General features: G+C 42.3%; 22 protein-coding genes and 4 pseudogenes. 13 read left to right on the forward strand and 13 right to left on the reverse strand.

Annotated elements, in window-relative coordinates; genetic code table 11:
• A partial coding sequence (locus tag O9295_RS00250) for an RNA-guided endonuclease InsQ/TnpB family protein (RefSeq protein ID WP_288030840.1) occupies positions 1-467 on the reverse strand: 467 nt, incomplete at its 3' end.
• 90 nt (positions 468-557) lie between these two features.
• Between O9295_RS00250 and O9295_RS00255 the strand changes: the two genes are divergently transcribed.
• Entirely contained in the window at positions 558-785 is a 228-nt protein-coding gene (locus O9295_RS00255) for a hypothetical protein (protein WP_002803885.1), read from the forward strand.
• A 37-nt stretch (positions 786-822) separates the two neighbouring features.
• Here the strand turns inward: O9295_RS00255 and O9295_RS00260 are convergent, their stop codons facing one another.
• From O9295_RS00260 to O9295_RS00270, 3 genes are read right to left on the reverse strand one after another with little or no spacing between them, the layout of a single operon-like run.
• The gene (locus tag O9295_RS00260) at positions 823-1,671 is read right to left on the reverse strand and encodes an ADP-ribosylglycohydrolase family protein (RefSeq protein ID WP_288030842.1); all 849 of its coding nucleotides are present in this window, start codon (positions 1,669-1,671) and stop codon (positions 823-825) included.
• 8 nt (positions 1,672-1,679) lie between these two features.
• Positions 1,680-2,441, reverse strand: coding sequence for a helix-turn-helix domain-containing protein (locus O9295_RS00265; RefSeq protein WP_079209037.1), 762 nt, complete (start codon positions 2,439-2,441; stop codon positions 1,680-1,682).
• A 26-nt stretch (positions 2,442-2,467) separates the two neighbouring features.
• Entirely contained in the window at positions 2,468-3,214 is a 747-nt protein-coding gene (locus O9295_RS00270) for a pseudouridine synthase (RefSeq protein WP_079209038.1), read from the reverse strand.
• 502 nt (positions 3,215-3,716) lie between these two features.
• Between O9295_RS00270 and O9295_RS00275 the strand changes: the two genes are divergently transcribed.
• The 4 genes and pseudogenes from O9295_RS00275 (at position 3,717) to O9295_RS27635 (ending at position 5,350) form a co-directional block, all read left to right on the forward strand.
• Entirely contained in the window at positions 3,717-3,968 is a 252-nt protein-coding gene (locus O9295_RS00275) for a hypothetical protein (RefSeq protein WP_002796964.1), read from the forward strand.
• Between the two features lie 8 nt (positions 3,969-3,976).
• Positions 3,977-4,408 (forward strand): type II toxin-antitoxin system VapC family toxin, encoded by a 432-nt coding sequence (locus tag O9295_RS00280; RefSeq protein WP_287693153.1) that lies wholly within the window; start codon positions 3,977-3,979, stop codon positions 4,406-4,408.
• Between the two features lie 329 nt (positions 4,409-4,737).
• On the forward strand, positions 4,738-4,938 hold the full coding sequence (locus O9295_RS00285) for a hypothetical protein (protein WP_147069269.1): 201 nt from the start codon (positions 4,738-4,740) through the stop codon (positions 4,936-4,938).
• Positions 4,925-5,350, forward strand: a pseudogene (locus O9295_RS27635) (PIN domain-containing protein). Before O9295_RS00285 ends, O9295_RS27635 begins: the two are co-directional and overlap by 14 nt.
• A gap of 69 nt (positions 5,351-5,419) precedes the next feature.
• Here the strand turns inward: O9295_RS27635 and O9295_RS00295 are convergent.
• The 7 genes from O9295_RS00295 to O9295_RS00325 all read right to left on the reverse strand — a co-directional run bounded on the left by O9295_RS00295 (position 5,420) and on the right by O9295_RS00325 (position 16,569).
• A complete protein-coding gene (locus tag O9295_RS00295; RefSeq protein ID WP_079209040.1) occupies positions 5,420-5,614 on the reverse strand; it encodes a hypothetical protein in 195 nt (64 codons plus the stop codon).
• Between the two features lie 67 nt (positions 5,615-5,681).
• The gene (locus O9295_RS00300; RefSeq protein ID WP_288030847.1) at positions 5,682-9,359 is read right to left on the reverse strand and encodes an nSTAND1 domain-containing NTPase; all 3,678 of its coding nucleotides are present in this window, start codon (positions 9,357-9,359) and stop codon (positions 5,682-5,684) included.
• Positions 9,360-9,390: 31 nt separating this feature from the next.
• Entirely contained in the window at positions 9,391-9,795 is a 405-nt protein-coding gene (locus O9295_RS00305) for a Het-E N-terminal domain-containing protein (protein WP_288030850.1), read from the reverse strand.
• Between the two features lie 468 nt (positions 9,796-10,263).
• A complete protein-coding gene (locus O9295_RS00310) occupies positions 10,264-13,050 on the reverse strand; it encodes a cation-translocating P-type ATPase (protein ID WP_288030853.1) in 2,787 nt (928 codons plus the stop codon).
• A 223-nt stretch (positions 13,051-13,273) separates the two neighbouring features.
• A complete protein-coding gene (locus O9295_RS00315; protein ID WP_190718101.1) occupies positions 13,274-14,380 on the reverse strand; it encodes a hybrid sensor histidine kinase/response regulator in 1,107 nt (368 codons plus the stop codon).
• Positions 14,381-14,512: 132 nt separating this feature from the next.
• On the reverse strand, positions 14,513-14,956 hold the full coding sequence (locus O9295_RS00320; protein ID WP_190718099.1) for a hypothetical protein: 444 nt from the start codon (positions 14,954-14,956) through the stop codon (positions 14,513-14,515).
• A gap of 53 nt (positions 14,957-15,009) precedes the next feature.
• Positions 15,010-16,569, reverse strand: a complete 1,560-nt coding sequence (locus O9295_RS00325; protein ID WP_288030857.1) for a hypothetical protein — start codon at positions 16,567-16,569, stop codon at positions 15,010-15,012.
• Between the two features lie 419 nt (positions 16,570-16,988).
• On the opposite strand from O9295_RS00325, the gene O9295_RS00330 reads away from it, so the two are divergent.
• Positions 16,989-17,480, forward strand: coding sequence for a hypothetical protein (locus tag O9295_RS00330; protein WP_288030860.1), 492 nt, complete (start codon positions 16,989-16,991; stop codon positions 17,478-17,480).
• On the opposite strand, the gene O9295_RS00335 is transcribed toward O9295_RS00330, so the two are convergent.
• Both O9295_RS00335 and O9295_RS00340 read right to left on the reverse strand, forming a co-directional pair.
• A complete protein-coding gene (locus O9295_RS00335) occupies positions 17,477-18,511 on the reverse strand; it encodes a M42 family metallopeptidase (protein ID WP_288030863.1) in 1,035 nt (344 codons plus the stop codon). The genes O9295_RS00330 and O9295_RS00335 overlap by 4 nt on opposite strands.
• A 114-nt stretch (positions 18,512-18,625) precedes the next feature.
• Complete coding sequence (locus tag O9295_RS00340) at positions 18,626-19,963, reverse strand: helix-hairpin-helix domain-containing protein (protein WP_002758537.1); 1,338 nt, start codon at positions 19,961-19,963, stop codon at positions 18,626-18,628.
• 248 nt (positions 19,964-20,211) lie between these two features.
• Between O9295_RS00340 and O9295_RS00345 the strand changes: the two are divergent.
• The 7 genes and pseudogenes from O9295_RS00345 to gvpC all read left to right on the forward strand — a co-directional run.
• Positions 20,212-20,463: pseudogene (locus tag O9295_RS00345) on the forward strand (helix-turn-helix domain-containing protein); the annotation flags it as partial.
• A 219-nt stretch (positions 20,464-20,682) separates the two neighbouring features.
• Positions 20,683-20,952: a hypothetical protein gene (locus tag O9295_RS00350; protein WP_288030866.1), complete on the forward strand. Its 270-nt coding sequence runs from the start codon at positions 20,683-20,685 to the stop codon at positions 20,950-20,952.
• Between the two features lie 609 nt (positions 20,953-21,561).
• Positions 21,562-22,222, forward strand: a pseudogene (locus tag O9295_RS00355) (IS1/IS1595 family N-terminal zinc-binding domain-containing protein).
• Between the two features lie 182 nt (positions 22,223-22,404).
• Positions 22,405-22,694, forward strand: a pseudogene (locus tag O9295_RS00360) (ISNCY family transposase); the annotation flags it as partial.
• 556 nt (positions 22,695-23,250) lie between these two features.
• A complete protein-coding gene (gene gvpA / locus O9295_RS00365; protein ID WP_002735503.1) occupies positions 23,251-23,466 on the forward strand; it encodes a gas vesicle structural protein GvpA in 216 nt (71 codons plus the stop codon).
• Between the two features lie 371 nt (positions 23,467-23,837).
• Positions 23,838-24,053: a gas vesicle structural protein GvpA gene (gvpA, locus tag O9295_RS00370; RefSeq protein ID WP_002735503.1), complete on the forward strand. Its 216-nt coding sequence runs from the start codon at positions 23,838-23,840 to the stop codon at positions 24,051-24,053.
• A 267-nt stretch (positions 24,054-24,320) separates the two neighbouring features.
• Positions 24,321-24,860, forward strand: a complete 540-nt coding sequence (gvpC, locus tag O9295_RS00375) for a gas vesicle protein GvpC (protein WP_288030868.1) — start codon at positions 24,321-24,323, stop codon at positions 24,858-24,860.
• Positions 24,861-25,216 lie beyond the last annotated feature (356 nt).

A 25,216-nucleotide genomic window follows, 5' to 3' on the forward strand; every position in this document is an offset into this window, starting at 1 on the left:
GGATGTAATCTGACTGTTACTGTGCTTGGTTCACAGCTTTCTGGTATTTGTCTTGACCATCGAATAGGTAAAGGTTCTGTGCATTTGGCTAAATAGATTTGTCTGTCTTTAAATTTAAAAGCAGATTTGGTAAATTCGGCACTTCCTCCCTGATGTTTTTTCTTAAAGTTAGGATACTTAGTACGACCAGCAAAGAAGTTAGTAAAAGCTGTTTGTAAATGCCTTAACCCTTGTTGTAAAGGTACACAGCTGACTTCATTGAGAAAGTCTAATTCTTCTTGCTTTTTCCAATCGGTTAGCATTGAAGAAGTTTGAGCGTAGCCTACTCTTTCTTGCTTTTCGTACCAAGCTTGTGTTCGTTCGTGGAGAGCTTTGTTGTAAACTAATCTTACACAGCCCAAAGTGCGCCGCAATAGCGACTCTTGTTCTGGTGTTGGGTAAAATCGGTAAGAATAGGCTTTTTCCATGTCTCATATTTTAGCATATATTTCGTAAATGTGCTAATATTTAACAGCAAAGCCGCCGTAAAACGGCGGGGTTTCAGACCCAAATTTTCGATGAAAAATTATACTCAGGAACAGTTGTTGGCTTTGCGTGACAGCCAAGAAGCTTGGTTGATGGCTCAACCCGGTGTAACTGGCACCGGAATCGGTCTAGATGCCAGAGGGCAGCTGGTGTTACGCATCTTCACCAAAGGCATTTCTGCCAGCACACGCCAGTCTATTGCCGGGCAACTCCCCCATGTTCCCCTCGACTGGGAAGAAGGAGATGTTATCGCTTATTAAAGCCAGCGAGCGCCTGTGAGCCAAATAACAGCGATCTTCAGCTGTCTTGAGAGACCAATTTTAAGCTAGGACGGGGTTGGATTGTTCCCCCGTAAGCGACGGCAGTATGAGGAGATAGGACAAGATGAGGAGATATACCTAGGGAAATTCGATAGATTTCCCCAGCTTTATCCATTAATTGCTGTTTAACTGGCTCTGTCGGCAAATTTTGCCGCCAAGCTAGGGGAATCCCCCCGATACCGTTGTACAATCCCGCCCAAATTCCCGCTAAAGTGGTGGTTAATTGCCGTTGATAGGGACTAGAATTAGCACGACGCACGCTCACGGCGAAATCCTCGCTCGTTTGCAGAAAAGTATAGAGAGAAGCTGCGATCGCAATTCCCAAAGGTGAGATATCTTTCGCCCAAGCCGATAAAATGGACTCTAAGGGATGATTTTGCCCTAAAGCTGACTGAATCTGCTCTAATAGCTTATTATTGGGGTTAATAGTTAGTAATTGCCCCATTAACTGATTTAAAGGCCTTTTTCCCTGTAATAACAGACCTACCGCCTCTCCCCAAATTATCGCTTCTTGTCGGGTTAAATCGGAAATTAAGCCCTTTTTTAGCCAAAAATTTAATCTAGCTTGCCAACGTTCCCCATGGTCGGGCCAGGTTAAAATCTCCGGCAACAGCACAAATAATAACGCCGATTCCGACTGCTGCTTGGCTGCGATCGCAAGGGGAAAATCCTCCTGAGATTGCAGAGCTTGCAAAAGCAGGATCGTCCTCGGTGTCGCCTCATAGTTAAAGGCTGGTATTAGGGGCTGATTATGCAAGGATTCCCCAATATATGCCCCGATTAACCCTCCCTGAAGGCGATCGAGGGGTGAAAAAACCTTTTGCATAAATTAGCTCAATTTGCCCGGTAGGTGACTTCCTCGACTTTGCCCGGTTGCCCCAGTTGTTTAGCATTGGCGTTATTAACGGCAACGTAAACCCCGCCGGCATTACCCGCCCTCACGGTTAATTCTCGGTTTGCTTGCCAAGTGCGATGGCTTCCTTGGGGCAGTACACCCTCAAATTCTGTCTTGCCATCCACCACCACCCGCAGCCAGCAGTCATCCTCCAGTTTTACCCCCACCACCAGCTGCTGATTATTGCTGGTTTTGTTGGCTACCGGTTGAAGGGGATTGCTTTTCGGTTGGACAATTTGCTGTTGTGGCAAGGAAGGCGGCGGTAAGCGATTCGATTGCAGTACCGATTTTTGCAGGACGTGGGATAGGGTTTGTACGGAACCAATAACTAAGATTAAATAGAGAAAATAGAGATGAATCGGGCGAATTTGAAGACTCGGCAGCGATAAAGACGGTTTTGTTCCCCTAAAAAAGTTATTGACCTTGGTGGGAAAACGTCGGCTAATCGTCTCACCATCCAGGGACAGACTATCAGCAAATTGTTTGATTAACCAACGAATATAAATCGGTTCGGGCAATGACTCCAAATCCCCCGCTTCCAGCGCTTCTAGACGATGGCGCGGGATTAAGGTTTTCTGGGCAATTTCCTCGAGAGAAAGGGACTGTTCTAGGCGATTTTTTTGCAAATAAACGCCGATTTCCAGTAATTTGGTGCGCTGTTTATGCTGGGGGTCGAGTTGTGATTGGAGAAGGCGAAACATATCGCTATTAGGGGCTGACTTTCAGCTTAGTTAATCTGGTTCTTTAAATATTTCAGTTCATCAAGGGTTAAAAAACGGTAATGACCCAAGGGTAAGGGGGAATTATTACCGGAGTTTAGTTGAATACGACCGATAGCACTGCGATGAAGTTTCAGGACGTGATAACCTAATTCTTCGGCTACAGAGCGAATCTGCCGATTTCTTCCTTCCACTAAAATAACTTCTAGTAGGGTTTTTTGGTCGGTTTGCTTGAGGATCTCAACCTGTGCGGGTAAGGTTTTTTTTCCCTCTAAGAGGATACCTTCTCGCCAACGCTGGAGAGCAAGTCTATCAATCGCACCATCTAGCCAAACCCGATAGGTTTTGGGCAAATGATAACGGGGATGGGTGAGGGTGAGGGTGAGTTGACCGTCGTTGGTGAGGAGTAAAGCCCCAGTGGTGTTGATGTCCAACCTTCCTACGGGATGTAACCCCGTCTCGCTGGCAAGGGAGTCGGGCAAAAGGTCGATTACTGTCGGCCGGTTTTGTGGATCCCTACAGGTAGAAACCACACCAATGGGTTTGTTGACCAGTATATACAATCTTTTGGGACGATTGGCCGGTTCAATTTTTTTTCCGTCTATCTCTAGGTGATCTTTTTCGGGGTCGGCTTTTTCTCCTAACTGCACGATTTTGCCATTCCGTCTCACCCGGCCGGCTACGATCATCTCCTCCGCCCTTCTTCGGGAGGCAATTCCCCACTGGGCAAGGATTTTCTGGACTCTCTCCGCCATTTTTTTTTAGTTTTTAACCCTTTCTATCTCCTATTATAGGCATCCTAAAAGGGTTTTTTCGCCCAAATAGTGAAGAAAAACCGAATATCTCCGGCTGCCTCTTTGTTTTTTTTCTTTGAAAACTTCTCAAAAAAAAGAGGAGTAATCCCTTGACTTGGGCGGCGGCTTCGGTTATACTTTTCTTATAATGGGAATCCGTGCATTTTTGGGTGGACTCCACCAGTCCATTATATATAAAGTCTTATAAAAATATTATGGCAAAAAGCCCTGAAAAAAGCAAGCAAAATTTTGCCGACAATTGTTAAAAAAGTCGGGCTAGTTTTCCTTACAGGATGATATGACTTTAAACGGGTTATTTCTCGGTTATCCAAACGGTAAACTTTGATTGATGATAAATTGGGGACGTAAGCGACGGAGTTTGCGTCTCTTTGTTATAATTCAAAGGCTAGGCTATAATAACTCTTCATAAACACCGATAATTTTAGTCAAAGATGTAAAAAAAATGAATATTCAACTCGTGGAATCTCTAGTTAAGGCAATTAAATCCTTGTCCCTAGAAGAACAAGAATTGTTAGGAAAAAAACTCAAAGATCACCCCTCTTGGGAAATTGCATTAGAACGAATTGACGCAACTCGAAAAGCCATTTATGAACGTCGTCAGGGAAAACCATTTAAAACCGATGTTACTGAAATTATTCATCAAATGAGAGAAGAAAGAGATCGGCAATTGATGGAAGAAATTGTGAGTGAATAGAGAAAATAATGACTAATACATTTATCTGTGTTGATTCTAGTTTTATAGTTCGTTTAACAACGGTTGAACCTTCTGTAACAATGTACAGTCAACTCTGGCAAAAATGGATGACCGAGGAAAATTTAGTGATTGCACCAACTTTATTATGTTACGAAGTCACTAACGTATTTTATCGTCTGAAAAAAGCTGGTCAAATTTTGGAGACGGAAGCGCAAACCCTCCTTACAGAAGTCTTAGATTTACCTATTCAGTTTCATGGAGATCATTACCTCCATTACCAAGCAATAGAAATTTCGCAAACCTTGAATCTTCCTGCTACTTATGATGCCCATTATCTAGTATTAGCTCAACGATTTCAAGCAAATTTATACCCTAGCGATAAACGCTTATTTAACAGCGTTAAATCTTCTCTAAGTTGGGTTCATTTGGTTGAAGTGTAGATTTTTATTTCTCTCTCAATAGCTTTAGTTTTATTTAACCTGACTAGGCAGTATGCTTAGAAAAGCACAAAAGTCGAGCTAGTTTTGCTTACGGGGGGATATGACTTTAAACGGGTTATTTCTCGGTTATCCAAGCGGTAAACTTTGATTGATGATGAATTGGGGACGTAAGTGACGGAGCTTGCCTCTCTTTGTTATAATTCAAAGACTAGGCTATAATAACTCTTCATAAACACCGATAATTTTAGTCAAAGATGTAAAAAAGTAAGAGCATTATTGTGAGAGGGTGTAATTAGTATAATTAAAGTAAAAATTATTCCAATGTAGCCATGATTAAAAATATTAATGTAACTGGACTTAAACCTGAACAAATTCAGCAGATACAGGTACTTATTGCCGCATTTAAAGCTCAAAATAAACTCAGTAAAAGTGAACCTGAAATTGATATGATTGAATACCTATTGGAAAATCCTATAGAGGTTGATAATTTAGAATTTATGAAACGAGAAGAAATTTATGACAGAATTTAAAAATCATAGTTGTTTTGTTGATTCTAATATTTGGCTTTATGCTTTTTCCACTGATAAAAAAGAAGAAACTAAAAGAATATTAGCGAAACAATTAATTAAAGAAAAGTCCATCATTATCAGTACCCAAATAATTAATGAGGTTTCTTGTAATTTACTTAAAAAGCATAAGCTTGATGAAAAACAACTGTTTAAATTAATTATTTCCTTTTGAAAATATCAAGTTATATCATTTAATCTTGATATTTTTGAATCTGCATCTAATCTGAGAACTCAATATCATCTATCATTTTGGGATAGTTTGGTGATTGCTTGCGCTTTATTTTCTGATGCAAATATTTTGTATTCAGAAGATATGCAGGATGGTTTAACTATTAATAAAAAATTCACTATTATTAATCCCTTTAAGCAATAAAATTATTTTACTGGTTAATGATGATAAATTTAGCATTAACTAGGTGATATTCGTACCAATGCAGCTAGTTTAATCATTGCTAAATATTCCTCTGGGGGAAATTTTAAATAAACCTATTAACGGATCAGATTCATTATTATCTTGAGGAGTTTTGGCAAGTATTAAAACTTCAAACACCTCACCCACATTTAATTCAGGGGTGGCAATTTCAATCTTATTACCGGGTAAAACCTGAGTGCTTATATATAAAGTATCTCCTGTCATTTTTTTAACAGATAAATAGTAGAAGTCATGACCAAATCTTCTTAACCAGAACTAACTTAGCTGACAATTAATTCTTTGTACCAATGCCATCACACAAATGCCTATCCTCCTCCCTGACACCAGAATTAGGGTTGTGCAAATAAACCCGCACCCAATCGCAACTACGCCCCATTAAAGCATCTAAATTCAATAAATTCGAGTCTGTTTCTACCTTCCAGAGTTTGATAGTGTTGTCCCAACTACCGCTCACCAAAGTATTGCCATCGGGACTAAAATTAACGCTTCTGACACGGCTATCATGCCCATGGAGGGTGCGGATTTCTTGGCCTGTTTCTACATCCCAAAGTTTGATAGTCTTGTCATCACTACCGCTCACCAAAGTCTTGCCGTCGGGACTAAAATTAACGCTTCTGACAGGGCCATCATGCCCCTCGAAGGTGTGGATTTCTTTGCCTGTTTTTACATCCCAGAGTTTGATAGTTTTGTCATAACTACCGCTCACCAAAGTCTCGCCGTTGGGACTAAAATTAACGCTTCTGACAGGACCCTCAGGCCCCTTGAAGGCATAGGAGATGTGGATTTCTTTGCCTGTTTTTACATCCCAGAGTTTGATAGTTTTGTCATTACTACCGCTCACCAAAGTCTTGCCGTCGGGACTAAAATTAACGCTTCTGACACGGTCATGATGCCCCTGGAAGCCATGGAGGGTACGGATTTCCTTGCCTGTTTTTACATTCCAGAGTTTGATGGTGTTGTCCCAACTACCGCTCACCAAAGTATTGCCGTCGCGACTAAAATTAACGCTTCTGACAAGGCCATTATGCCGCTCGAAGGTGTGGATTTTTTTGCCTGTTTTTACATCCCAGAGTATGATAGTCCCGTCATCACTACCGCTCACCAAAGTCTTGCCGTCGGGACTAAAATTAACGCTTCTGACAGGGTAATCATGCCCCTTGAGGGTGCGGATTTCTTCGCCTGTTTTTACATCCCAGAGCTTGATAGTCCCGTCATCACTACTGCTCACCAAAGTATTGCCCTCGGGACTAAAATTAACGCTATTGACAAGGTCATCATGCCCCTTGAGGGTTTGGACTATTTCTACATTCCAGAGTTTGATAGTCCCGTCATCACTACCGCTCACCAAAGTCTTGCCCTCGTCAGGACTAAAATTAACGCTCCAGACAGGGCCTTCATGCCCCTTGAGGGTGAGGATTTCTTGGCCTGTTGACTCATTCCAGAGTTTGATGGTGTTGTCCCAACTACCGCTCACCAAAGTCTTGCCGTCGTGACTAAAATTAACGCTTCTGACACGGCTATTATGCCCCTTGAGGGTGCGGATTTCTTCGGGTTTTTCTACATTCCAGAGTTTGATAGTCTTGTCACCACTACCGCTCACCAAAGTCTTGCCGTCGTGACTAAAATTAACGCTATAGACAGGGCCATTATGCCCCTTGAGGGTGCGGATTTCTTGGGGTTTTTCTACATTCCAGAGTATGATAGTCTTGTCACCACTACCGCTCACCAAAGTCTTGCCGTCGGGACTAAAATTAACGCTATAGACAGGGCCACCATGCCCCTCGAAGGTGTGGAGTTTTTCGCCTGTTTCTACATCCCAGAGTATGATAGTCCCGTCATCACTACCGCTCACCAAAGTATTGCCGTCAGGACTAAAATTAACGCTATAGACAGTGCCACCATGCCCCTTGAGGGTACGGATTTCTTGGCCTGTTTCTACATTCCAGATTTTGATAGTTTTGTCATCACTACCGCTCACCAAAGTCTTGCCCTCGTCAGGACTAAAATTAACGCTATAGACAGGGCCACCATGCCCCTCGAAGGTGTGGAGTTTTTGGCCTGTTTCTACATTCCAGAGTTTGATAGTTTTGTCATCACTACCGCTCACCAAAGTCTTGCCGTTAGGACTAAAATTAACGCTATGGACATATCTACCATGCCCTTCTAAGCGATTGCGTTCACTTTTGCGGTTGAGAAGTTCCTGTAAGGCATTCGTCACCTTCGTGTCGGATGCCTGCTGCTTTTGTAGGGTTTTTCCTGCTTTAATCGCTTCAACAAAAGCCTCTAATTCTTTTCCTCTATCAAACAAAGACAAGGAAGAAAACCCGCGAGCATTTGCCAGATTGAGTTCCGCTTGTTGTGTTTTTTGCAAAGCCATCAAACCCAATCCCGTACTAACCACCACCGCCACCAAGGAACCCGCCGCAATCCCCCAAGCGGTTCTAATTTCGCGCCGCCTGCGGGCTGCTTCGGCTTGTTTTATCCGTTCTCGCTCTTGGAGACTCTGCCTGATAAAATCCTGTTCACTTTGGCTGATATCTTCTGGGCGTTTCTTCAATTGTTCTTCCGCCTCCGCCAACGCCGCCCCGCGCAACCATGAGCCTTCATCCCCCTGCGTCTTTTGCCATTGCCCCATCGCCCCCCGCAAACGCTCCTGCCAAGCGCGAAAAACCCTGTCTGTGTCCATCCAGCCCCGCAATTCCCCCCAATTGCGAATCAGTGCTTCATGCACCACTTCCACCGTCTCCACCTGTGCCTCTTCACTGCGACTGGTGACAACTAAACGCGCATCCGCCAGTTGTTTCACCAGCGCCCAATTTACCGCCCCCAATTCCGCTTTTGTCGCCAGCCGCCGCGTATCTTCTGTGCCTTCCCCTGGGCGTACCAATTGGATGAAAATGCGCCGCACCTGTTCCCGTTGCGCCTCACTCAGCTTGTCATATTCTTCATTGGCATGGCGGGCCAAAGCACCCTGCACTTGGCCAATTTCTGTATATGCCAGATGGGTTAACTGTTGGCCCTGTCGCCGCTGCCACAATTCCGTTAAGGCAAACTCTAGTAATGGCAAATTCCCCGGCTCACTCTCCACATCATCGAGGATGCGCTCCACCAGTCCCGCTTCCAATGTCACCCCCAATTTTTGCGCCGGTTTTTCAATAACTTCTGTGAGTTCTTCTCGGTTCATCGGCCCCAATTTCAAGTCAGTATTTTGTAAGACATCGGCAAAGGGACGATAGGAAAGAGCATTCCCCAAGAAATCCGCCCGCATAGTTAATACCAACACCATTCCTACCCTTTCAAAGGGGAATGTAGTTAATTTATCGAGAAAATTACGACGGATTGTTTCATCAGGACAGAGGGTATAAAGTTCCTCAAATTGGTCGGCAATTAGCAGCACCCGTTCACTGGGATAATTGTGTTGGATTTGGGCAACAACGTCAGCTAAAGAAATATCGCCATCACGCAAATAATTGGCTAACTGACGCGCTTGGGCGAGGCGTTCTGTCTCATTTAAATTAGTTGTATAAAGGGGAACTAATGCCAAAGCTAGGGCATGAAAAGGGTCAGAACCGGGACGAAAATGGGTAAACTGCCAGTGACCTTCTTGTTGCAATTTAGGGACTAATCCCGCAAAAACTACCGAGGATTTGCCACTTCCCGACGCACCTAATAGGGGGATGAAATTACGGGTTTGGGTTGCCTGAAATAGGTTTGTGATAAAGCTTTTGCGCCCAAAAAAGTATTCTGCATCTCCTGGCCCAAAATGAAACAAGCCACGATAGGGACAGGGCAGATTATCATCGGCAACATCGGCAGAATCAGCAGGGGCTATTCTTGCTTCTTCTCGATAATAGTAATTGGTAATCGTGATGGTTGCATTGCCAGTCCCAGAGGTAGCAGCATATTGAGCTTCTGTAATATTTTGTTGAATTTCGCTTGGTTCTGACATATCAACCATCCTGATTAATTAAAATACAGTCTCAGTCATCCTTAGATGTGCCATGCTCGGTGATGCTGCTAATACTAGCATTACCCGTGCCAGAGGTAGCAGCATATTTAAAATTACTGATATTTTGGGTGATAATTTGTTGTCCACCGGGTTGTTCTTGGAGCTTGTCTAGTAAATCTTGGGCTAATTTAATGATTTCATTATCTTTATCAACCCCCGCTTCGACAATTTTATCTTTTAACAAACCTTCAGCTTTCTTGATATCCTCTGGTTTTGCCTCTACCATTGCCTGTGCTAAAGCATCATTAGTAAACTTACGCTTAATCAAGGTTTTCAAACCTTGATATGTATCTTTAACACCTTTTTCCGCCGTATCTTTAGCCGCAGCAACCGCACCAGCAGTCAAGGCGGCGATAATCAGAGAAACTGGTTCCATTGTTTGATACTCCCAATACAATATTGCTAACTCAATTTTAGATCAAAACAATTTTTAATAGTAAGCCAAACCGCAATCAGCTAGAGAACTGGAATTTCACGGCCAAGGCACTAAACCTTAAAATTATTACTATGTAGGATTTGCTGAATAAATGTGAAATGTAGGCAAGGTAGGGGCTTTCTGGCTTTTCTCTGGAAACAGGTGCAAGATTTTGAGAGAATCGTGCTTCAAAACCTTGCGTCTTCATCGGCCCGCGTCCTGTAGGGGCGAAGCATTCGGGCAATAACCTATCGATGAAACCGTAGATTTTCTATCCGAATGCTTCGCCCGTACTTTTTGCCGCAAACCCTATATAAGAATCGTAGCTGAAAAAGCCAAACAAGGGTTTTCCCTGTGGATGGGGTTTATCAGTTATCAGATTTGAGTTTTCAATTCACTGTTTACTGAACAATGAAAAAAACTCCCTGATTATCGCCGATGATACCAACGGGTAAATAATTTTTCTAACTCCACCCAAACGAATAACAAGGTACTAAATCCCAAACAGATTAATAATTCTTCTTTAGTTAAAAATTGAGTGCCGAAAAAATCCCGCAGGGCAGGAACATAGATTAACATCAGTTGAAAAATTGTCGTCAGGGTTACTGCTACCCAGAGATAGGGATTAGTCAAAGGATTCATTTCTATGGTAAGATGATCGCTCGATCGCACAGAAATGGCATGACCCATTTGAGCTAAACAGAGAGTAGTAAAAACCATAGTTTTCCATGAACCAGTATTACCAAAAAGTGGATCCAAGCGCACAGCGATTAACATTTGAGTGATATTAATAATCGAAAAAATAATCCCAATTCTCACGATATAACTGCCCAAACCGCGAGCAAAAATACTTTCTTGGGGACTAAAAGGAGGGCGACGCATAATATTGGGAGAAGCGGGTTCCACTGCCAAAGCTAAAGCAGGTAAACCATCAGTAACTAAATTCATCCAGAGAATTTGTAGGGGAGTGAGAGGAGTAGCTAAACCCAAAAGAGGCGAAGCAGCGATAGTAATCACTTCCCCGATATTACTGCCGAGAATATATTTAATAAAACTGCGAATATTGTTATAAACCACTCGCCCTTCTTCCGTGGCAGCGACGATGGTGGCAAAATTATCATCAAGGAGAATCATATCACTAGCCTCTTTGGTGACATCGGTGCCGGAGATTCCCATGGCAATGCCGATATCTGCTTGTTTCAGGGCCGGAGCATCATTCACCCCATCTCCGGTCATAGCGACAAATTTACCCTTTTTTTGCAAGGCGCGGACAATGGTTAATTTATGTTCGGGGGAGACACGGGCATAGATGTTAGTTTTGTCAATGAGGGTTTCTAGCTGAATTGGTGATAATTTATCTAATTCTCGCCCTGAGATGACTAAAGCTCCCGCTTGGGCAATACCAAGACTTTTAGCCACCGCTAGAGCGGTTAATTGATGATCGCCGGTGATCATGATTGGACGGATTCCCGCTTCTCGACACCTAGCCACGGCGATTTGTACCTCCGGTCGCGCTGCGTCGATCATACCGACCATTCCTAACCAAATTAGGGCATCTTCGCTGATTTCAGTTGATTCTGGCGGATAAATCAGGTTTTTGTAGGCTAATCCTAAGACTCGCAAACCCCTGTTAGCCATAGCATTGTTAGCGACTAAGACTTTTTCTTTTTCTCCATCCCCAAAAGGAAGACTTTCTAATCCCGATTGATAGGAGAGACATTGTTCAAGGATTAATTCCGGGGAACCTTTGGTAAACAGTACGGGATTGACTCCTTGACAAATGACCGACATTCGCTTTCTTTGAGAAGAAAAGGGGATTTCAGCGATTCTAGGGAACTCTTGCTTGGTTAGGGATAAATTTAAGCCCGCTTTCGCCCCTAAAACTAATAAGGCTCCTTCCGTGGGATCGCCTAAAATGCTATCGTGACCGTTATCGAGGTTTAGACTGGCATCGTTGCAGAGGATACTGGCAATTAAAAGATGATGTAATTCTAGATCGGTTTTGGGATCGATCGCCTGTTGCTCGGAGTCTAAAAATTGTCCTTTTGGGCTATATCCTTCCCCTGTCACCGAAAAATTGCGATTAATTGTCTCTATCTCCCGCACGGTCATTTTATTTTCCGTTAGCGTCCCGGTTTTGTCGGAACAGATCACATTAACGGAACCAAGGGTTTCTACTGCCGGCAGTTTGCGAATCAAGGCCTGACGTTTGACCATGCGTTGGGTACCTAGGGCGAGAGTTAGGGTGATAACTGCGGGTAATCCTTCGGGAACGACGGCTACTGCCATACTAAGGGAAACTTCCACTAATTCCTCTAGGGCCGACCAACCGGCATTGATCAGGCCGATGGTAATAGTCAGGGCAACTAAAATGAGAGAACCAGCAACAAGGACATTACCCAAGTGAGTCATTCTTTTTTGGAGAGGAGTGGGTTCATTGCCGACTGTTGCTAACATTTGAGCGATTTTGCCTAATTCCGTTGTCATCCCCGTATTGGTAACGATGACCTTGGCCCGGCCTTGCAGTACCTCTGTTCCGGTAAAGACAAAATTTAAGCGATCGCCAATGGGAGTATCCCTGTCTAAGGGGTCAATGGAGGCGGATTTATTAACACTATTTGCCTCTCCTGTCAAGGCCGATTCGCGAATTTGCAGGTTAAAAGCTTCGATAATTTGGCCGTCGGCGCTGATTTGGGTTCCCGCTTCAATCAGCATGATGTCCCCAGGGACGAGATTAACCGCATCTATTTCTCTGCGTTGGCCCTCGCGAATAACATTAACTTGGGGAGAGGAAAGTTTTTTTAAAGCGGCCAGAGCTTTTTCGGCGCGACTTTCTTGCAGATAGCCGAGGATACCATTGAGGATGACAATTGTTAAAATAGCGATCGTATCTTTGAAGGGAACACCAATTTTAGCCAGATGACCGCGCTGTAATGCTAGTAAATCCAGTCCTCCGGAAATTATGGCCACGGCAATTAAGAGGAGGAGCATAATATTGGTAAACTGATCTAGGAGAATTTGCCAATTACTGCGCCCTGGACGTTCTTGTAGTTCATTTTTGCCATAATATTTAATTCTTTGGGCGATTTGCTCCCTATTGAGGCCATTAACAGCCGAACTACCGAGGATAGATAGGGTGGTTTCCACCGGATAGGTATGCCAAGGTTGTTGCAAGTTAAGGCTAGAATGGGCAGAATAGTCGGCATTAGCGGCCATGGCAAGTGAAGATAGTTGATCTAAATAGATCTTAGCCCTTTCTTTCCCCGGTAACAGGAAAAAACAAATGTTTAAACTGGCTCTTCCTGCTCATAGACAGTCTTAACGAGTAATGTAGATAAGTAGCTGGTTATAATTAAATTGAAGATAGATCCCCCCTTAATCCCCCCTTGATAAGGGGGGTGTCTGAAAGTTTTTAACATCTACCTACTTAGTCAACAGCTTAGTAGGGCAAAGTAAACCAAAATTGTGAACCTTTTTCGTCATTATTCATAATGCCAATTTCACCTCCGTGAGCATGGATAATTTGACGACATAGATATAAACCTAGTCCTAAACTAATCTGATTATTATTATTGCCTCGTTGATAGCGATCGAATAATTGTTTTCTCTGGGTTTCGCTAATTCCCACCCCATTATCGGCAATACTACACCGGAGATAATTGCCCTCTAGTCTAGCGGATAAAGTGATAATTATCCCCTGGGGATTGTGTTTAAGGGCATTGGCTAATAAATTCTCAAAAACTCGCCAGAGATGGTGAGCATCGGCATTAACTAAGGGTAAATCGGGGGAAAAATTATTAATTAAAGTTGCTTGATTTTCCTTTAATCTTAACTCCCATTCCTGACTGATCTGTTGACCAATTTCGTAGAGAGATAAAGGCTTTAGTTCTAGGGAAACTCCCCAAAGATCATTTTGTCGGGTTTCGACGAGAGAATCAATTAAAGTTAATTGTCGATCGCAACTGTTGGCCATCTGTTGTAAAATCTTCTGGGATACTTCTTTAGTTTCTCCCTGAGAATTTTTAATTAAATTATTTAAGATCATTGACATCCCGATCACGGGATTGCGGAGATCGTGAGAGACAGCATGAAGATAAATTTCTAAAGTTTCCTCAGTTTTTTGACGTTCTTTAATTTCGTTTTGGAGTTGTTTTTTTTGACGAGAAATAGTTAATTGATTTTCGATGCGGGCCATGACTTCTTCCCCTTGAAAAGGTTTAGAAATATAATCAACACCTCCCACTTGAAAAGCTTTGACTTTATCTAAGACATCATCAAGAGCGCTGATAAAAATTACGGGAATTTCTCTGGTTTTTTCATCAGCTTTTAACTGTTCACAAACTTGATAACCATTGAGATCGGGCATATTAATATCGAGGAGGATCAGGTCGGGAATTAGCGATCGCACTGTATTCAGGGCCATCTGTCCATTAATCGCTTTGCGTACCTGATAGCCCTTCTCGGTGAGCATAATCGACAATAGCCGCACATTATTGGGCAAATCATCGACAATTAAGACACTAGGGCGCGGTGTGAGTTGAGTCATGCCGGTTATTTTATAACTCAAACTGTTTAAATAAAGTGTATAAAAAAACAGGGGCTTGCCGAAAAAGTTTTTCCTGGGGGCAGCCTGTCGGGTGGGACAAGCGAGAAAGTCTCGTTACTCTACAGCGATCGCCTAGGGATTGTTGCCCATAAAAAAAGCACGGAACCCCACAACAATCAAGGAAGCGCTCAAGAGAGTTATTAATGTCCAAATTTGGTTACTTTGGGTTCCTTCCACCTTGATCAGTCGATTATCGATACTATCGACTTTCTCTGTTAAAGTTGCTAGTCCTATCTTCACATCGGTGACATTTTTCTGTAGGTTGTCTAGCTTTTGCTCGACATTTTTCTGTAAGGTTTCTAGCTTTTGGTCAAAACTTTTTTCGAGATTATCTAGCTTTTGCTCGAAACCTTTTTCGAGATTGTCTAGCTTTTGGTCAAAACCTTTTTCGAGATTGTCTAGCTTTTGGTCAACATCTTTCTGGAAGGTGTCTAGCTTGCGATCAACACTTTTAATACTATCTTTAATTTCCTTGAGGACAGATTCGAGGGAATAGGCAAGGGTTTCTGCTGTCATTGCGGTTAACTCCTATCAGTCGAGAGATAATTTAATTATCGATAAAAATCCTCTTAATTCTCCACTTCATTTTTTTCGAGAAATCTCTCCTCATCTTCCAATTTCTCGCTGATTTCCGGCAGTTTTAGCAATAGTCCTGCGAATAACCAATAGTAAACAGAAACTGGCTCGACGGAGAGAGGATAATAGTAGGGGTTAAAGCTAATAAAAAGTAGGAAAATCCAGATACAGAGACCCCAATGCTTTAAAGCAGCATTTTTTACTTTTAAATAGGCTTTAAAGGTGAGAATACAGAGAATTGTCACCAGTGCCATAAAAGCGATAAAACCGACGATACCGATTTCGTAGAGGAGTTTAGCGTAGTAGGTTTCAATTAGTCTTATCTCTTCTTCTCCAGCTACATGAAGAGCGCCACTGCTGGCTGTGCCTAAACCAAAACCAAAAAGCTGTACATAATTGAATATCCACTGTATTTGATTGCCTACAAAGTCAATTGGAGACGAATATAGCCAGCGATCAATAAAATTTAGCCCTCTTTCCTGAATAAAGGGATTTAACGTCACCGCGAGCAGGGAAATCAGCCCCAAGATTCCCAATTTTAATGGTAACTTTTGTTTATGTTTGCCAGTAGCAATAAAAAGAACCAAGTAAAACAAAGGTACTAGCAAGAAAGGTATTCTTTGTCCAGAAACCAGAGTCGCAAGGAAGACTAAAACCATTGCTACCCAACCAGCGACGCGCCATCTTTTTTGCGGATCACTAAAACTGGCCGCGTAACTGATGACGCTACTAGATACTAAAAACCAACCCCATTGCCAAGGATCAGAAAATGTGCCAGGGAGACGAATTAAGCCTCGATCGGGATTATACAACACTGAACCCCCGACAAAACATTGAGCTTTCAGGCTGGCTTTCTCGGTAATATTCGGATAAAATTGGCTGTCGGATTTCGGGACAAGAACTTCCAGTTGATTGAGGAATTCATTATCAGGACAGATACCTTGGACGAGTAAGAAGTATTGAATTAGAGCTAAAACACAACAGACTAAGATCATCACGATTAAAAGCCGATTAACCACGAATAAATCCCGTTTTTGCTCGATTAGATAGTAGCCACAGAGAACTAGGGGAATATAACTTAGGAGGATTTTTAATCCCACAATTCCCACAGCAATTGCTCCTTGGGGCAGATTGACAAAAAGAAAAGTTATCAGGCTGCTGGCAAGTAAAATCAAAGTTGTGATGAGAAAAGGCTTGATTTTGGGGCGTAATTGCTTAAAAGTTTTGGTTTTAATTAAAATTGCCGCTAAAGCGGCGAAATAAAAGGCATCCTTGGCGATTTTGTAGAGAGCATAGGAGGGCTCTATGCCAATAAAGTTGCCCACTACCTGAAAAACTCTCACCACAGACAAAGCGAAGGTATTACTCAGGGGAAGATAGATGATTAGGGCCAATAATCCCAGACGGGGATGGATAAAAGAACCGACCATGGCGGGAACTGCCCAAATTCCTAACAAGGCCGCTTTTTTGCCAAATACAATCCCTAAAACTAGACTAATTAGTATAGTGGCGATCGCTAATATAATTAGTAACAGGGAGTTCCTCTCTTTCATGCCGTGCGGGTTGAACAGGTCTAGCAGAAAGTGTACCGGATTTTTGCCGAGATTCTCATTCTCAATGGCGGAGGTGGGGAGCTTTTCAGTGATCAGTAAACAGTGAACAGTAAACAGTAATCAAGTGAGGTTCTTTTTGTTTGTGTTAGGCAATAGACGGGGTTATAAGAGATGAAACCCTTATATAGAAAGACATTTGGCGATTTTTGTCAATTGTTTTCCATCTAGAACGAACTAATCAATTAAGTCTCTTGCCAGATAAGGATGTAGTCTATTTATGCCACCCGATCAAACCATACCAAGTAACGAAGAACCATCAGTGAACTGAAAACTCACATCTGATACTGATCAAAGTTTCCTCTTGCTTCTTACCTCTTGCTATACTTATGTAAAATTTTATTTATCTCGATCTTGACTCCGTGGCCGAAAATCTTTCTTTTCAAGACCTTTATCAAGCTGGAATCAGTGCTTTTGAGCGTGGACAATATCGTCTTAGTGTCCAGCAATTAAATGCGGCTTTAGCCTTAATTTCCTTAGGCTCCCGAGAAGGGGGTGAGATTCAAATTTGGTTAATTTCTGCCCATCAAGGGTTAGGAGAGGGGGAGAAAGCTAGTGAAATCTGTAGGCAACTTATTACCCATCCTATCTATCAAATTCGCGAACAGGCCAAGCGTCTGCTTTATATTATCGAAGCTCCCCGTCTCAAACGCCCAGATGAGTGGATGACGAAGATTCCCGATTTAGATAAACTTCCCGATAGTACAGCGCAATTTAAAAAGGGAACAAATAAACAGAAAAAAGAAGAATCCCCCGCACCCATGCAGTTAGAGCAGCATAAAAATACTGTTTTTAGCGGACTGGCGATCGCTATTGTTCTATTGATGCTCTGGTTTTTTGCTAAAAATAGCTAAATTAGTTGACAATAAACTTCTAATATGCTAATGCAGTTAGCTATGGCTCCTAAATGGGCGATTTCATAACCGTGGGTGTTTTGGGTGGGAAAACCTAAGCAAGCGGCCTTAGCTATATGACCGAATTTCATGGCAATGGAGGCATCGCTACCAAAACCACTAATAATGGCTAATTGCAGCGGTATTCCCGCCTTTTCGGCCGCAATTCGTAATTCTTGATTTAATTGCTCATCATAGATACCGTAACCATCCTGAGACAATAACACAGGACTGCTGCCATCCTTAATCGGATATTCAGGAGCGAGGGGACAGATTTCTAGGGCAATTAAAGCATCTAAGCGGTTATTTGCGGTAAAAAATAAGGCCCCTAATGCTCCTACCTCCTCCTTAGCTGAGGCAACCAGATATATATCCACTGCGGGGTTAATTATTCTGGCCGCTAATGCCAAAAGAATCGCCACGGAAGCTTTATTATCAAGGGTATAACTGGCAATGTAGTCTTTTAGTCGCAAGGGTTGTTTTCGGTGTTTTCCCACCACGACTCGACTACCCGCGCGCACCCCGCAAGCGTCTAATTCTTCCGGAGTCAATTTCGTCTCTATCCATGCGGATTCCCAGGTGACGGGAGTGTTTTCCTGCTGCACTTTTTGCGGGGATTGATGGGAAATATGACGGGAACCAAAGGAGAGAATCCCCGATCTGGTTCCTTTATCACCGATAATATCCACCACTCCCTCTCCGTAAATCCAAGGAAAAGCTCCCCCGAGTTGGCGAATTTGCAGAGTACCATCGGGATTAATTGCTTTGATAATAGCACCAATTTCGTCTTTATGACCAGTAATAGCAATTTTTTTGGTCGAATCTCGTCCTCTAATTTTGCCGATGACATTTCCCGCTTGATCTTGCCATGTTTCTAATCCTAACTCTTGAAAGCGTTCTAGTAAAAAGCGATCGATTTCCGTTTCCATCCCACTAGGAGAATGATGGAGGACAAGAGTGGCAATAGTGTCAAAGAGGTGATCAAAATCCATATTTGTCTTGATTTGTGGGTCGAAAGAGAATTATTATCGAAACAGGAAATCGAAAAGGTTTTACAGGAACAATATTGGCGCAGCCATGGCTCTTGGGTGATTGCCAGTTAGCATTTAATGATTAATCAGAGGTGCAGAATTAGCCAGAAAACCCGCAACTTTCAGAGACTCTAGCACCGAATTGTCATCCTCTACCCAATAGTTTTGTCCTAAACGCACAAATTGACGCTGAGTTCCCGCACCAATGGTGGCAATAACGGGAACTTTTGCCTTTTGTTTGTCTCCCGATTGCAGAATACTTTTAAGAAGATTTTGACGATTTTGGTTGACGACATCTTGCAGCGATAAATTAACCATCACCATTTTAATGGTTTCGATCGGTTCCGCATCTTCGATAATTAATTGTACCCGATCATCTCGGCGATCAACTTTTCCCCACACCATTAAAGTTGCTTCCTCCACTAATAATTTTTGCAGACGTTCGTAGGTATCAGAAAACACCACCGCTTCCGATTGTCCCGAGGCATCTTCTAGGGTTAAAAATGCCATCGGAGTCCCTTTTTTGGTCATAATTTTCTTAACGGCATTTAATAAGACAATTGCACTAACTTTTTTTCTGGTTTTGTGTTCTTCTAAGTCAGCTAAATTGATAGGAGATAGGACTTGAGCGGCTCTTTGTAAAGCTTTTAAAGGATGTTCGGAAACATAAAAACCTAAATGTTCTTTTTCCAGTTTTAACTTTTCCTGTAGGGAAAAATCTTCTACTGCGGTGGCACTGGGAGACTGTTCAAACTCGGATTCTTGTTTATTTTCTGTGTTACCTCCTAGCATATCAAAAATATTCATTTGACCACTTTCTTTCTCTTTGGTGCGTTTTTGCGCCCAAGCAACTACTAATTCTAAATCTTCAATTAATTGATGGCGATTAGGTTGAATTTTATCAAAAGCACCACAATAAATTAGCGTTTCTAAAGCTCTTTTGTTGACCAATCGCAAATCAACACGCTCACAAAAATCCCCTAAGGAAGTAAACTTTCCTCCTGTTGCTTCCCGGGCTTTTAAAATAGCCTCGATCGCATTTTCGCCCAGATTTCTAACTGCGGACAAACCAAAGAGAATTTTGCGTCCAATCGGGGTAAAATGTTTTTGCGATCGATTGATGTCGGGAGGTTCGACATCGATATTCATTTTCTGACAGTTTTCTCGATACTTTTCCACCTTATCCTGATTATCGCTACTAGCAGTTAGTAACGCTGTCATATATTCCACAGGATAATTAGCTTTTAAATAAGCAGTTTGATAGGTGACGTAAGCATAAGCGGTAGAGTGAGATTTATTAAAACAATTGGAGGCAATTAACCCGTTGCCCAGCAAAAAATTATGATCTTTCTCCACACCAATATCGTAAACGGGTTTTCTTCCCAAGGATTGACGACCGATAATTTTAACCATATTAGTAACCCAACTCTCCAGAGATTTTGGCAACGGTGCTAATAGAAATATAGCATTTCTTTGCTCAATCAGGCTCCCCAGGAAAAAAAAATTACCAGATTAATAACTAAAGTGTATATTTTACCTACAATAGGTTAGGATCAAATTAAACAACATCATCGAAAATTTTGGTCTGAAACCCCGCCGTTTTAGGTTGGCTTTAATTTAAATACTAGCGCATTTACACCATATATGCTAGAATGTGAGGCATGGAGAAAGCCTATTAGTTTCGATTTTACCCAACACCCGAACAAGAGTCGCTATTGCGGCACACCTTGGGCTGTGTAAGATTAGTTGACAATAAAGCTCTCTATGTCAGAACACAAGCTGGGTATGAAAGACAAGAAAGAGTAGGATACAGTCAAACTTCTTCAATGTTAACCGAGGAGAAAAAACAAGAAGAATTAGACTTCTTGAATGAGGTTAGCTGTAGTGCTTGACCACAAGGTTTAAGACACCTATAAGCAGCTTTTACTAATTTCTTTGCTGGTGGTACTAAATTTGGTTAAAGGGTAGCAACGCAAAGCGGGACAAAATGCAGCAGTTGAGATAGCAAAGAAACCTTGCCCCTGAGGGTAAGGGCCTATATCGTACCTTGACGAGAGGTCAGCACTGGCTAGTTCACGCATTGTGTTATAATTCTGGCCAAGCCATCAAGGGATTTGAAAAGGAGTAACACCATGAGTCTATCTTCAGAAGCCTATCGCCAAGCCCTCGTGCGGGATGGAGAACGGCGCTATCAGGAATGGCACCAAAATTATCACAACCAATGCCGTCAATCAAGGGCTGAATACCAAGCTCGTTCGGCCCAACAACGCCCAACAAAGCCGTGGATTTCCTCGGAAGCCTACCGCCAACTTTTGGTCAAAGATGGGGAGCGGCGTTTTGCGGAATGGCATGGCCAGTTTTTAGACTATCAAAGACAATTTCTGGCCAGTCAATCCACCTAAACGGACCTCAACCAATCCGCATTACAGCAATCTCTGAAAATAGTGGCTAGAGTCCCCGAAAAAATAGCTAATACCAATTTTCAATAGTCCTGGCAGGCATTCTACCACCCCCCCTTGCCCACCCGAAGTCGGGTAGGCAAGGGGGGGTATCGCATCTCAAAAGCTATTGACAATCGGCTAATTTTGTGATAAGTGTGGGCATTTCAAGTGATACCAGTAAATCAAAATAGTTACGAAATCTTAACATTTGGTCGATTTTTGTTTAACAATTGAGATGAGAAATTATACCTAAATATGCCTGAATCGCCCTCTGGGTAAGCAACTCACACGAGGTTCATTTTGTCAAGGGTTGTTAAGATGTGTTTACCTTACCATGTTGCTTATTCGGTATGAACTGTGTAATATACTTATTACTCTCGGCTCGCAGATCACTATAGATGGTGTTTTGACAACGGATAAAACCTACCCGAAGTCGAATTAGTTCAACTTACGCCAGTACAGGCAGTGGGTGGCTTAATCCAAAAACACCATATGTGGAAAATGAGCGAACCGTCAGTTTATCAATAAAAATAATTGGCTCAAATCAATCCTTAAACCTCTAGCTTGATCATGACTTTTCTGATAAGTATCTCTTTATGGCTCGTGGAGGGCCTGCTCAAATATCAGCCTAGCACGGAGCAAAATCCCCCCACTGGTTTGCCTGTATTTACTTGTCCTAGTTGTGGTTCTCACCATACTATTAAGAACGGTTATATTCCTAAGGGGAAACCCAAACGTCACTGTCAAGAATGTGGTCAACCGTTTGTGATCAATCCCACTAATAAAACTATCTCTCCCGATACCAAGACAATTAATCGATCAACTCTTGCTCGAACGAATTTCCTGACGAGGAATTGCCAGAGTAACAGGGGTAAATTGGTCATGTTTACAAAATTATGTCAACAATAAACTAGCGGCTGTACCCCTTCAAGTAAAGGTTTCGGACAAACCAAAAGGTAAATTGCTCATAGAATGTGATGAGATGTCCCCTTTTGTTTTTTCTAAGACGATAAAGGTCTATATTTGGCGGTTAATTGATAGAAAGACAAGGGAACTTATTGGTGGCCATTTAGGATATAGGAGCCGCCAATCAGCTAAAAAACCTTGGCCAAGTTTACCCAGTGTTTACCGATAATGTGCTGTTACTTACACTCATTTTTGGGAGTCCTATAAGACAGTAATTCCGAGTAAACGTCATCGAGAGGTAGAGCCAAGAAACTGGTCAAAGTAATCCCCTTGGAAGACTTAATAATACCTTTCGACCAAGGATTTCTCTGCTGGTGAGAGAGAGCCTATCTTTCTCTAAAAAAATGGAGAATCACCTTGGGGAGTCCTTTGGTATTTTATCCATGACTACAATCCACAGCAAAGCAAAGCATTAAGGCTCCATCACCACTACCGAATCACCACCCAGAAAAATCAAAAGGCAAATTAGTCATAGAGTGTGATGAAATGTAGTCATTGGTTTTTTTTAAGACGATAAAGGTTTATATTTGGCGGTTAATTGATAGAAAGACAGGGGAAATTATTGGCGGCTATGCGCGGAGATAGGAGTCGCCAATCAGCCAAAAAACTTTGGGGTCAGTTTACCCGGTGTTTACCGACCATGTGCTGTTACTTACACTGATTTTTGGAAGTCATATAAGACGGTAATTCCGAGTAAACGTCATCGAGAGGTAGAGCCAAGAAACTGGTCAAACTAATCCCATTGTAAAGACTTAACAATACCTTTCAACCAAGGATTTCTCTGTTGGTGAGAGAGAATCTATCTTTCTCTAAAAAAATGGAAGAATCACTTTGGCGCTGCTTGGTATTTTATCCATGACAACAATGCACAGCAAGGCAAAGCATTAAGCCTCCATCAATACTACAGAACCACAACCAGAAATTTTTGTCAAGTAAAAATTGTACCAAATTTATAAGATCACATTTTATTCTCTTTGCAACTTCAATCTAATTCAATCTAAAAATCGAGAAAAAAGCAAAACCGTCCATCGTACCATAAAAAAATTATCCAATAGGTCGAATGTATCGGACTTATCTGAGAAATCCCTACACACTTCTTAACGAAAAAAATGAGAAATCCCTACACACTTCTTAACGAAAAAAATCTCACTTAGGTATTGACAACGACAAAACAAGGGTGTTATCTTTAAAATTGCGGAAGTGATGAAGGCAGAAAAACAAAATGGATTTCTGAATCCTCCATGATTTCAGCACTGTACACCTTCTATGAAAACAACAAAAAGGTCTATTACCATGGCAGTTGAAAAAACTAACTCTTCCTCTAGCTTGGCTGAAGTTATTGATCGTATCCTTGACAAAGGTATCGTTATTGATGCCTGGGCTCGCGTCTCTCTGGTGGGAATCGAATTATTAGCGATTGAAGCTCGTGTAGTTATCGCTTCGGTTGAAACCTACCTCAAATATGCTGAAGCCGTTGGTCTGACTCAATCTGCGGCGGTTCCTGCTTAAGGATTGATCCCAGATTCTCCCATCGGCTGAGTTAAAACCCTAGTGGGTTTTCCAGATTCTCGGCTTTTCTTTAATCCCTGTTGAGTTTAGTTACCCCTGTCTTGGGGCGCAATAGTCTATAATTGATAGGGTCGGCACGGCAACGGATAGCGAAGACAAAGCTAGACGCAGACAAATTGTTTTTGTAACCGTGATTTTGTCCCTTGTAGCTAGGTTTACCCCCAATCACCAGAGTGTAAGGCTCACTATTTTTCGGAATAGAAAGCAATTCTTTGGGTGGGAAGCCGCGCCCCTTGGTCTTGGGTAGTTCGCCATCTCAACTTTTGGATCAGCGCTGTACACTCTCTATACAAACAAAAAGGTCTACTACCATGGCAGTTGAAAAAACTAACTCTTCCTCTAGCTTGGCTGAAGTTATCGATCGTATCCTTGACAAAGGTATCGTTATTGATGCTTGGGCTCGCGTCTCTCTGGTGGGAATCGAATTATTAGCGATTGAAGCTCGTGTAGTTATCGCTTCGGTTGAAACCTACCTCAAATATGCTGAAGCCGTTGGTCTGACTCAATCTGCGGCGGTTCCTGCTTAAGGATTGCTCACAGATTCTCCTATCTGCTCAGTTAAAACCCGACCGGGTTTTCTAGATTCTCGGCTTTTCTTTAATCCCTATTGAGTTTAGTTACCCCTCTCTTGGGGCGCAATAGTCTATAATTGATAGGGTAGTTCGCTATCTCGACTTTGGGATGATCAGAAAAGTCGGAATCTACTGTCTCTCCCCCCAGTCCCCGTGAAGGTTTTTCTAACGGGTGATTGGGTCTAATCCATTCCATAGTATTTAGTAATTGAGGACAACCCCATGCCTGCTCTCATGGAAAAGTTCCGCCAGGAGCGTTTATCGATTGCTGGAGAAGTAGCTAAACTCTCGCAAGAAGTCCAAGCTTTTTTGTCGGATGTCAAAACTGAAAGACAAAAACAAGCGCAAGAACAGGCAACTGCTTTGCGCCAATCTTTCCAAAAAGTTCAACAAGAAAGCCTTGCGTTTTTAACAGCTACCCAAAAACAGCGTTTAGCTCAGGCGGAAAAGCAAAAAGAGGATTTACGTCAATTTCAAGAACAACGTTTAGCGGCAGCGAAGCAGCTAGCGGACGACTTACGTCAACAGCATCTAGATCGAGCTAAACAGCTGAAAGAGGATTTAAGTCAATTCCAAGAACAGCGTTTAGCGGCAGCGAAACAGCTAGAGGACGAGTTACGCCAACTTCATCTAGATCGAGCTAAACAGGTGAAGGATGATTTGAGTCAATTTCAAGAACGACGTTTAGCGGAAGCGAAACAGCTAAAAGACGATTTGCGTCAATTTCGTCAAGAGTTGTCTATCTACGTTTTTGGCAAATAAATCTCTAGGTTAATTACAACCCACTTAAGCCTAGGGCTAGAGTAAAAACCCTCTAGTCCCTTTTCCTGGCTAAACTAGAGGACTATCTGAAAATACAACAATAAGCCTTTGGTTTTAAACCTAGCTAGTCCTGCCTTTTCAAGTTTCTAGACTCAACGTAGGAGTGGTGGGTTCCTCTTCAGGCTGCTCTAGGGCTCTGGTAAATTAAGAAGTATTATAAAACTTCACTTAGTTTATAGCTAATGTTGTCATTATTAGTCTTTTATTGACAAAGGAGGTAAGGGAAAAGGACTGCATCTGGGCTTGTCATTGTTTAAGTCTTGAAAAGTAATCTAGACAAGAATTTTAGACCCTTA

Origin of the sequence: Microcystis sp. LE18-22.4A, from assembly GCF_027531105.1 — a bacterium.
In the GTDB taxonomy this organism is placed as follows: Bacteria; Cyanobacteriota; Cyanobacteriia; order Cyanobacteriales; family Microcystaceae; genus Microcystis; species Microcystis aeruginosa.

Coding starts and splice junctions, on each gene's coding strand:
- O9295_RS00335 (WP_288030863.1), bottom strand. CDS start 18,511: ATGGATTTTGATCACCTCTTTGACACTATTGCCACTCTTGTCCTCCAT.
- gvpC (WP_288030868.1), top strand. CDS start 24,321: ATGCCTGCTCTCATGGAAAAGTTCCGCCAGGAGCGTTTATCGATTGCT.
- gvpA (WP_002735503.1), top strand. CDS start 23,838: ATGGCAGTTGAAAAAACTAACTCTTCCTCTAGCTTGGCTGAAGTTATC.
- O9295_RS00350 (WP_288030866.1), top strand. CDS start 20,683: ATGAGTCTATCTTCAGAAGCCTATCGCCAAGCCCTCGTGCGGGATGGA.
- O9295_RS00255 (WP_002803885.1), top strand. CDS start 558: ATGAAAAATTATACTCAGGAACAGTTGTTGGCTTTGCGTGACAGCCAA.
- gvpA (WP_002735503.1), top strand. CDS start 23,251: ATGGCAGTTGAAAAAACTAACTCTTCCTCTAGCTTGGCTGAAGTTATT.
- O9295_RS00325 (WP_288030857.1), bottom strand. CDS start 16,569: ATGAAAGAGAGGAACTCCCTGTTACTAATTATATTAGCGATCGCCACT.
- O9295_RS00300 (WP_288030847.1), bottom strand. CDS start 9,359: ATGTCAGAACCAAGCGAAATTCAACAAAATATTACAGAAGCTCAATAT.
- O9295_RS00305 (WP_288030850.1), bottom strand. CDS start 9,795: ATGGAACCAGTTTCTCTGATTATCGCCGCCTTGACTGCTGGTGCGGTT.
- O9295_RS00295 (WP_079209040.1), bottom strand. CDS start 5,614: ATGACAGGAGATACTTTATATATAAGCACTCAGGTTTTACCCGGTAAT.
- O9295_RS00310 (WP_288030853.1), bottom strand. CDS start 13,050: ATGGCCGCTAATGCCGACTATTCTGCCCATTCTAGCCTTAACTTGCAA.
- O9295_RS00280 (WP_287693153.1), top strand. CDS start 3,977: ATGACTAATACATTTATCTGTGTTGATTCTAGTTTTATAGTTCGTTTA.
- O9295_RS00260 (WP_288030842.1), bottom strand. CDS start 1,671: ATGCAAAAGGTTTTTTCACCCCTCGATCGCCTTCAGGGAGGGTTAATC.
- O9295_RS00270 (WP_079209038.1), bottom strand. CDS start 3,214: ATGGCGGAGAGAGTCCAGAAAATCCTTGCCCAGTGGGGAATTGCCTCC.
- O9295_RS00340 (WP_002758537.1), bottom strand. CDS start 19,963: ATGGTTAAAATTATCGGTCGTCAATCCTTGGGAAGAAAACCCGTTTAC.
- O9295_RS00265 (WP_079209037.1), bottom strand. CDS start 2,441: ATGTTTCGCCTTCTCCAATCACAACTCGACCCCCAGCATAAACAGCGC.
- O9295_RS00275 (WP_002796964.1), top strand. CDS start 3,717: ATGAATATTCAACTCGTGGAATCTCTAGTTAAGGCAATTAAATCCTTG.
- O9295_RS00320 (WP_190718099.1), bottom strand. CDS start 14,956: ATGACAGCAGAAACCCTTGCCTATTCCCTCGAATCTGTCCTCAAGGAA.
- O9295_RS00315 (WP_190718101.1), bottom strand. CDS start 14,380: ATGACTCAACTCACACCGCGCCCTAGTGTCTTAATTGTCGATGATTTG.
- O9295_RS00285 (WP_147069269.1), top strand. CDS start 4,738: ATGATTAAAAATATTAATGTAACTGGACTTAAACCTGAACAAATTCAG.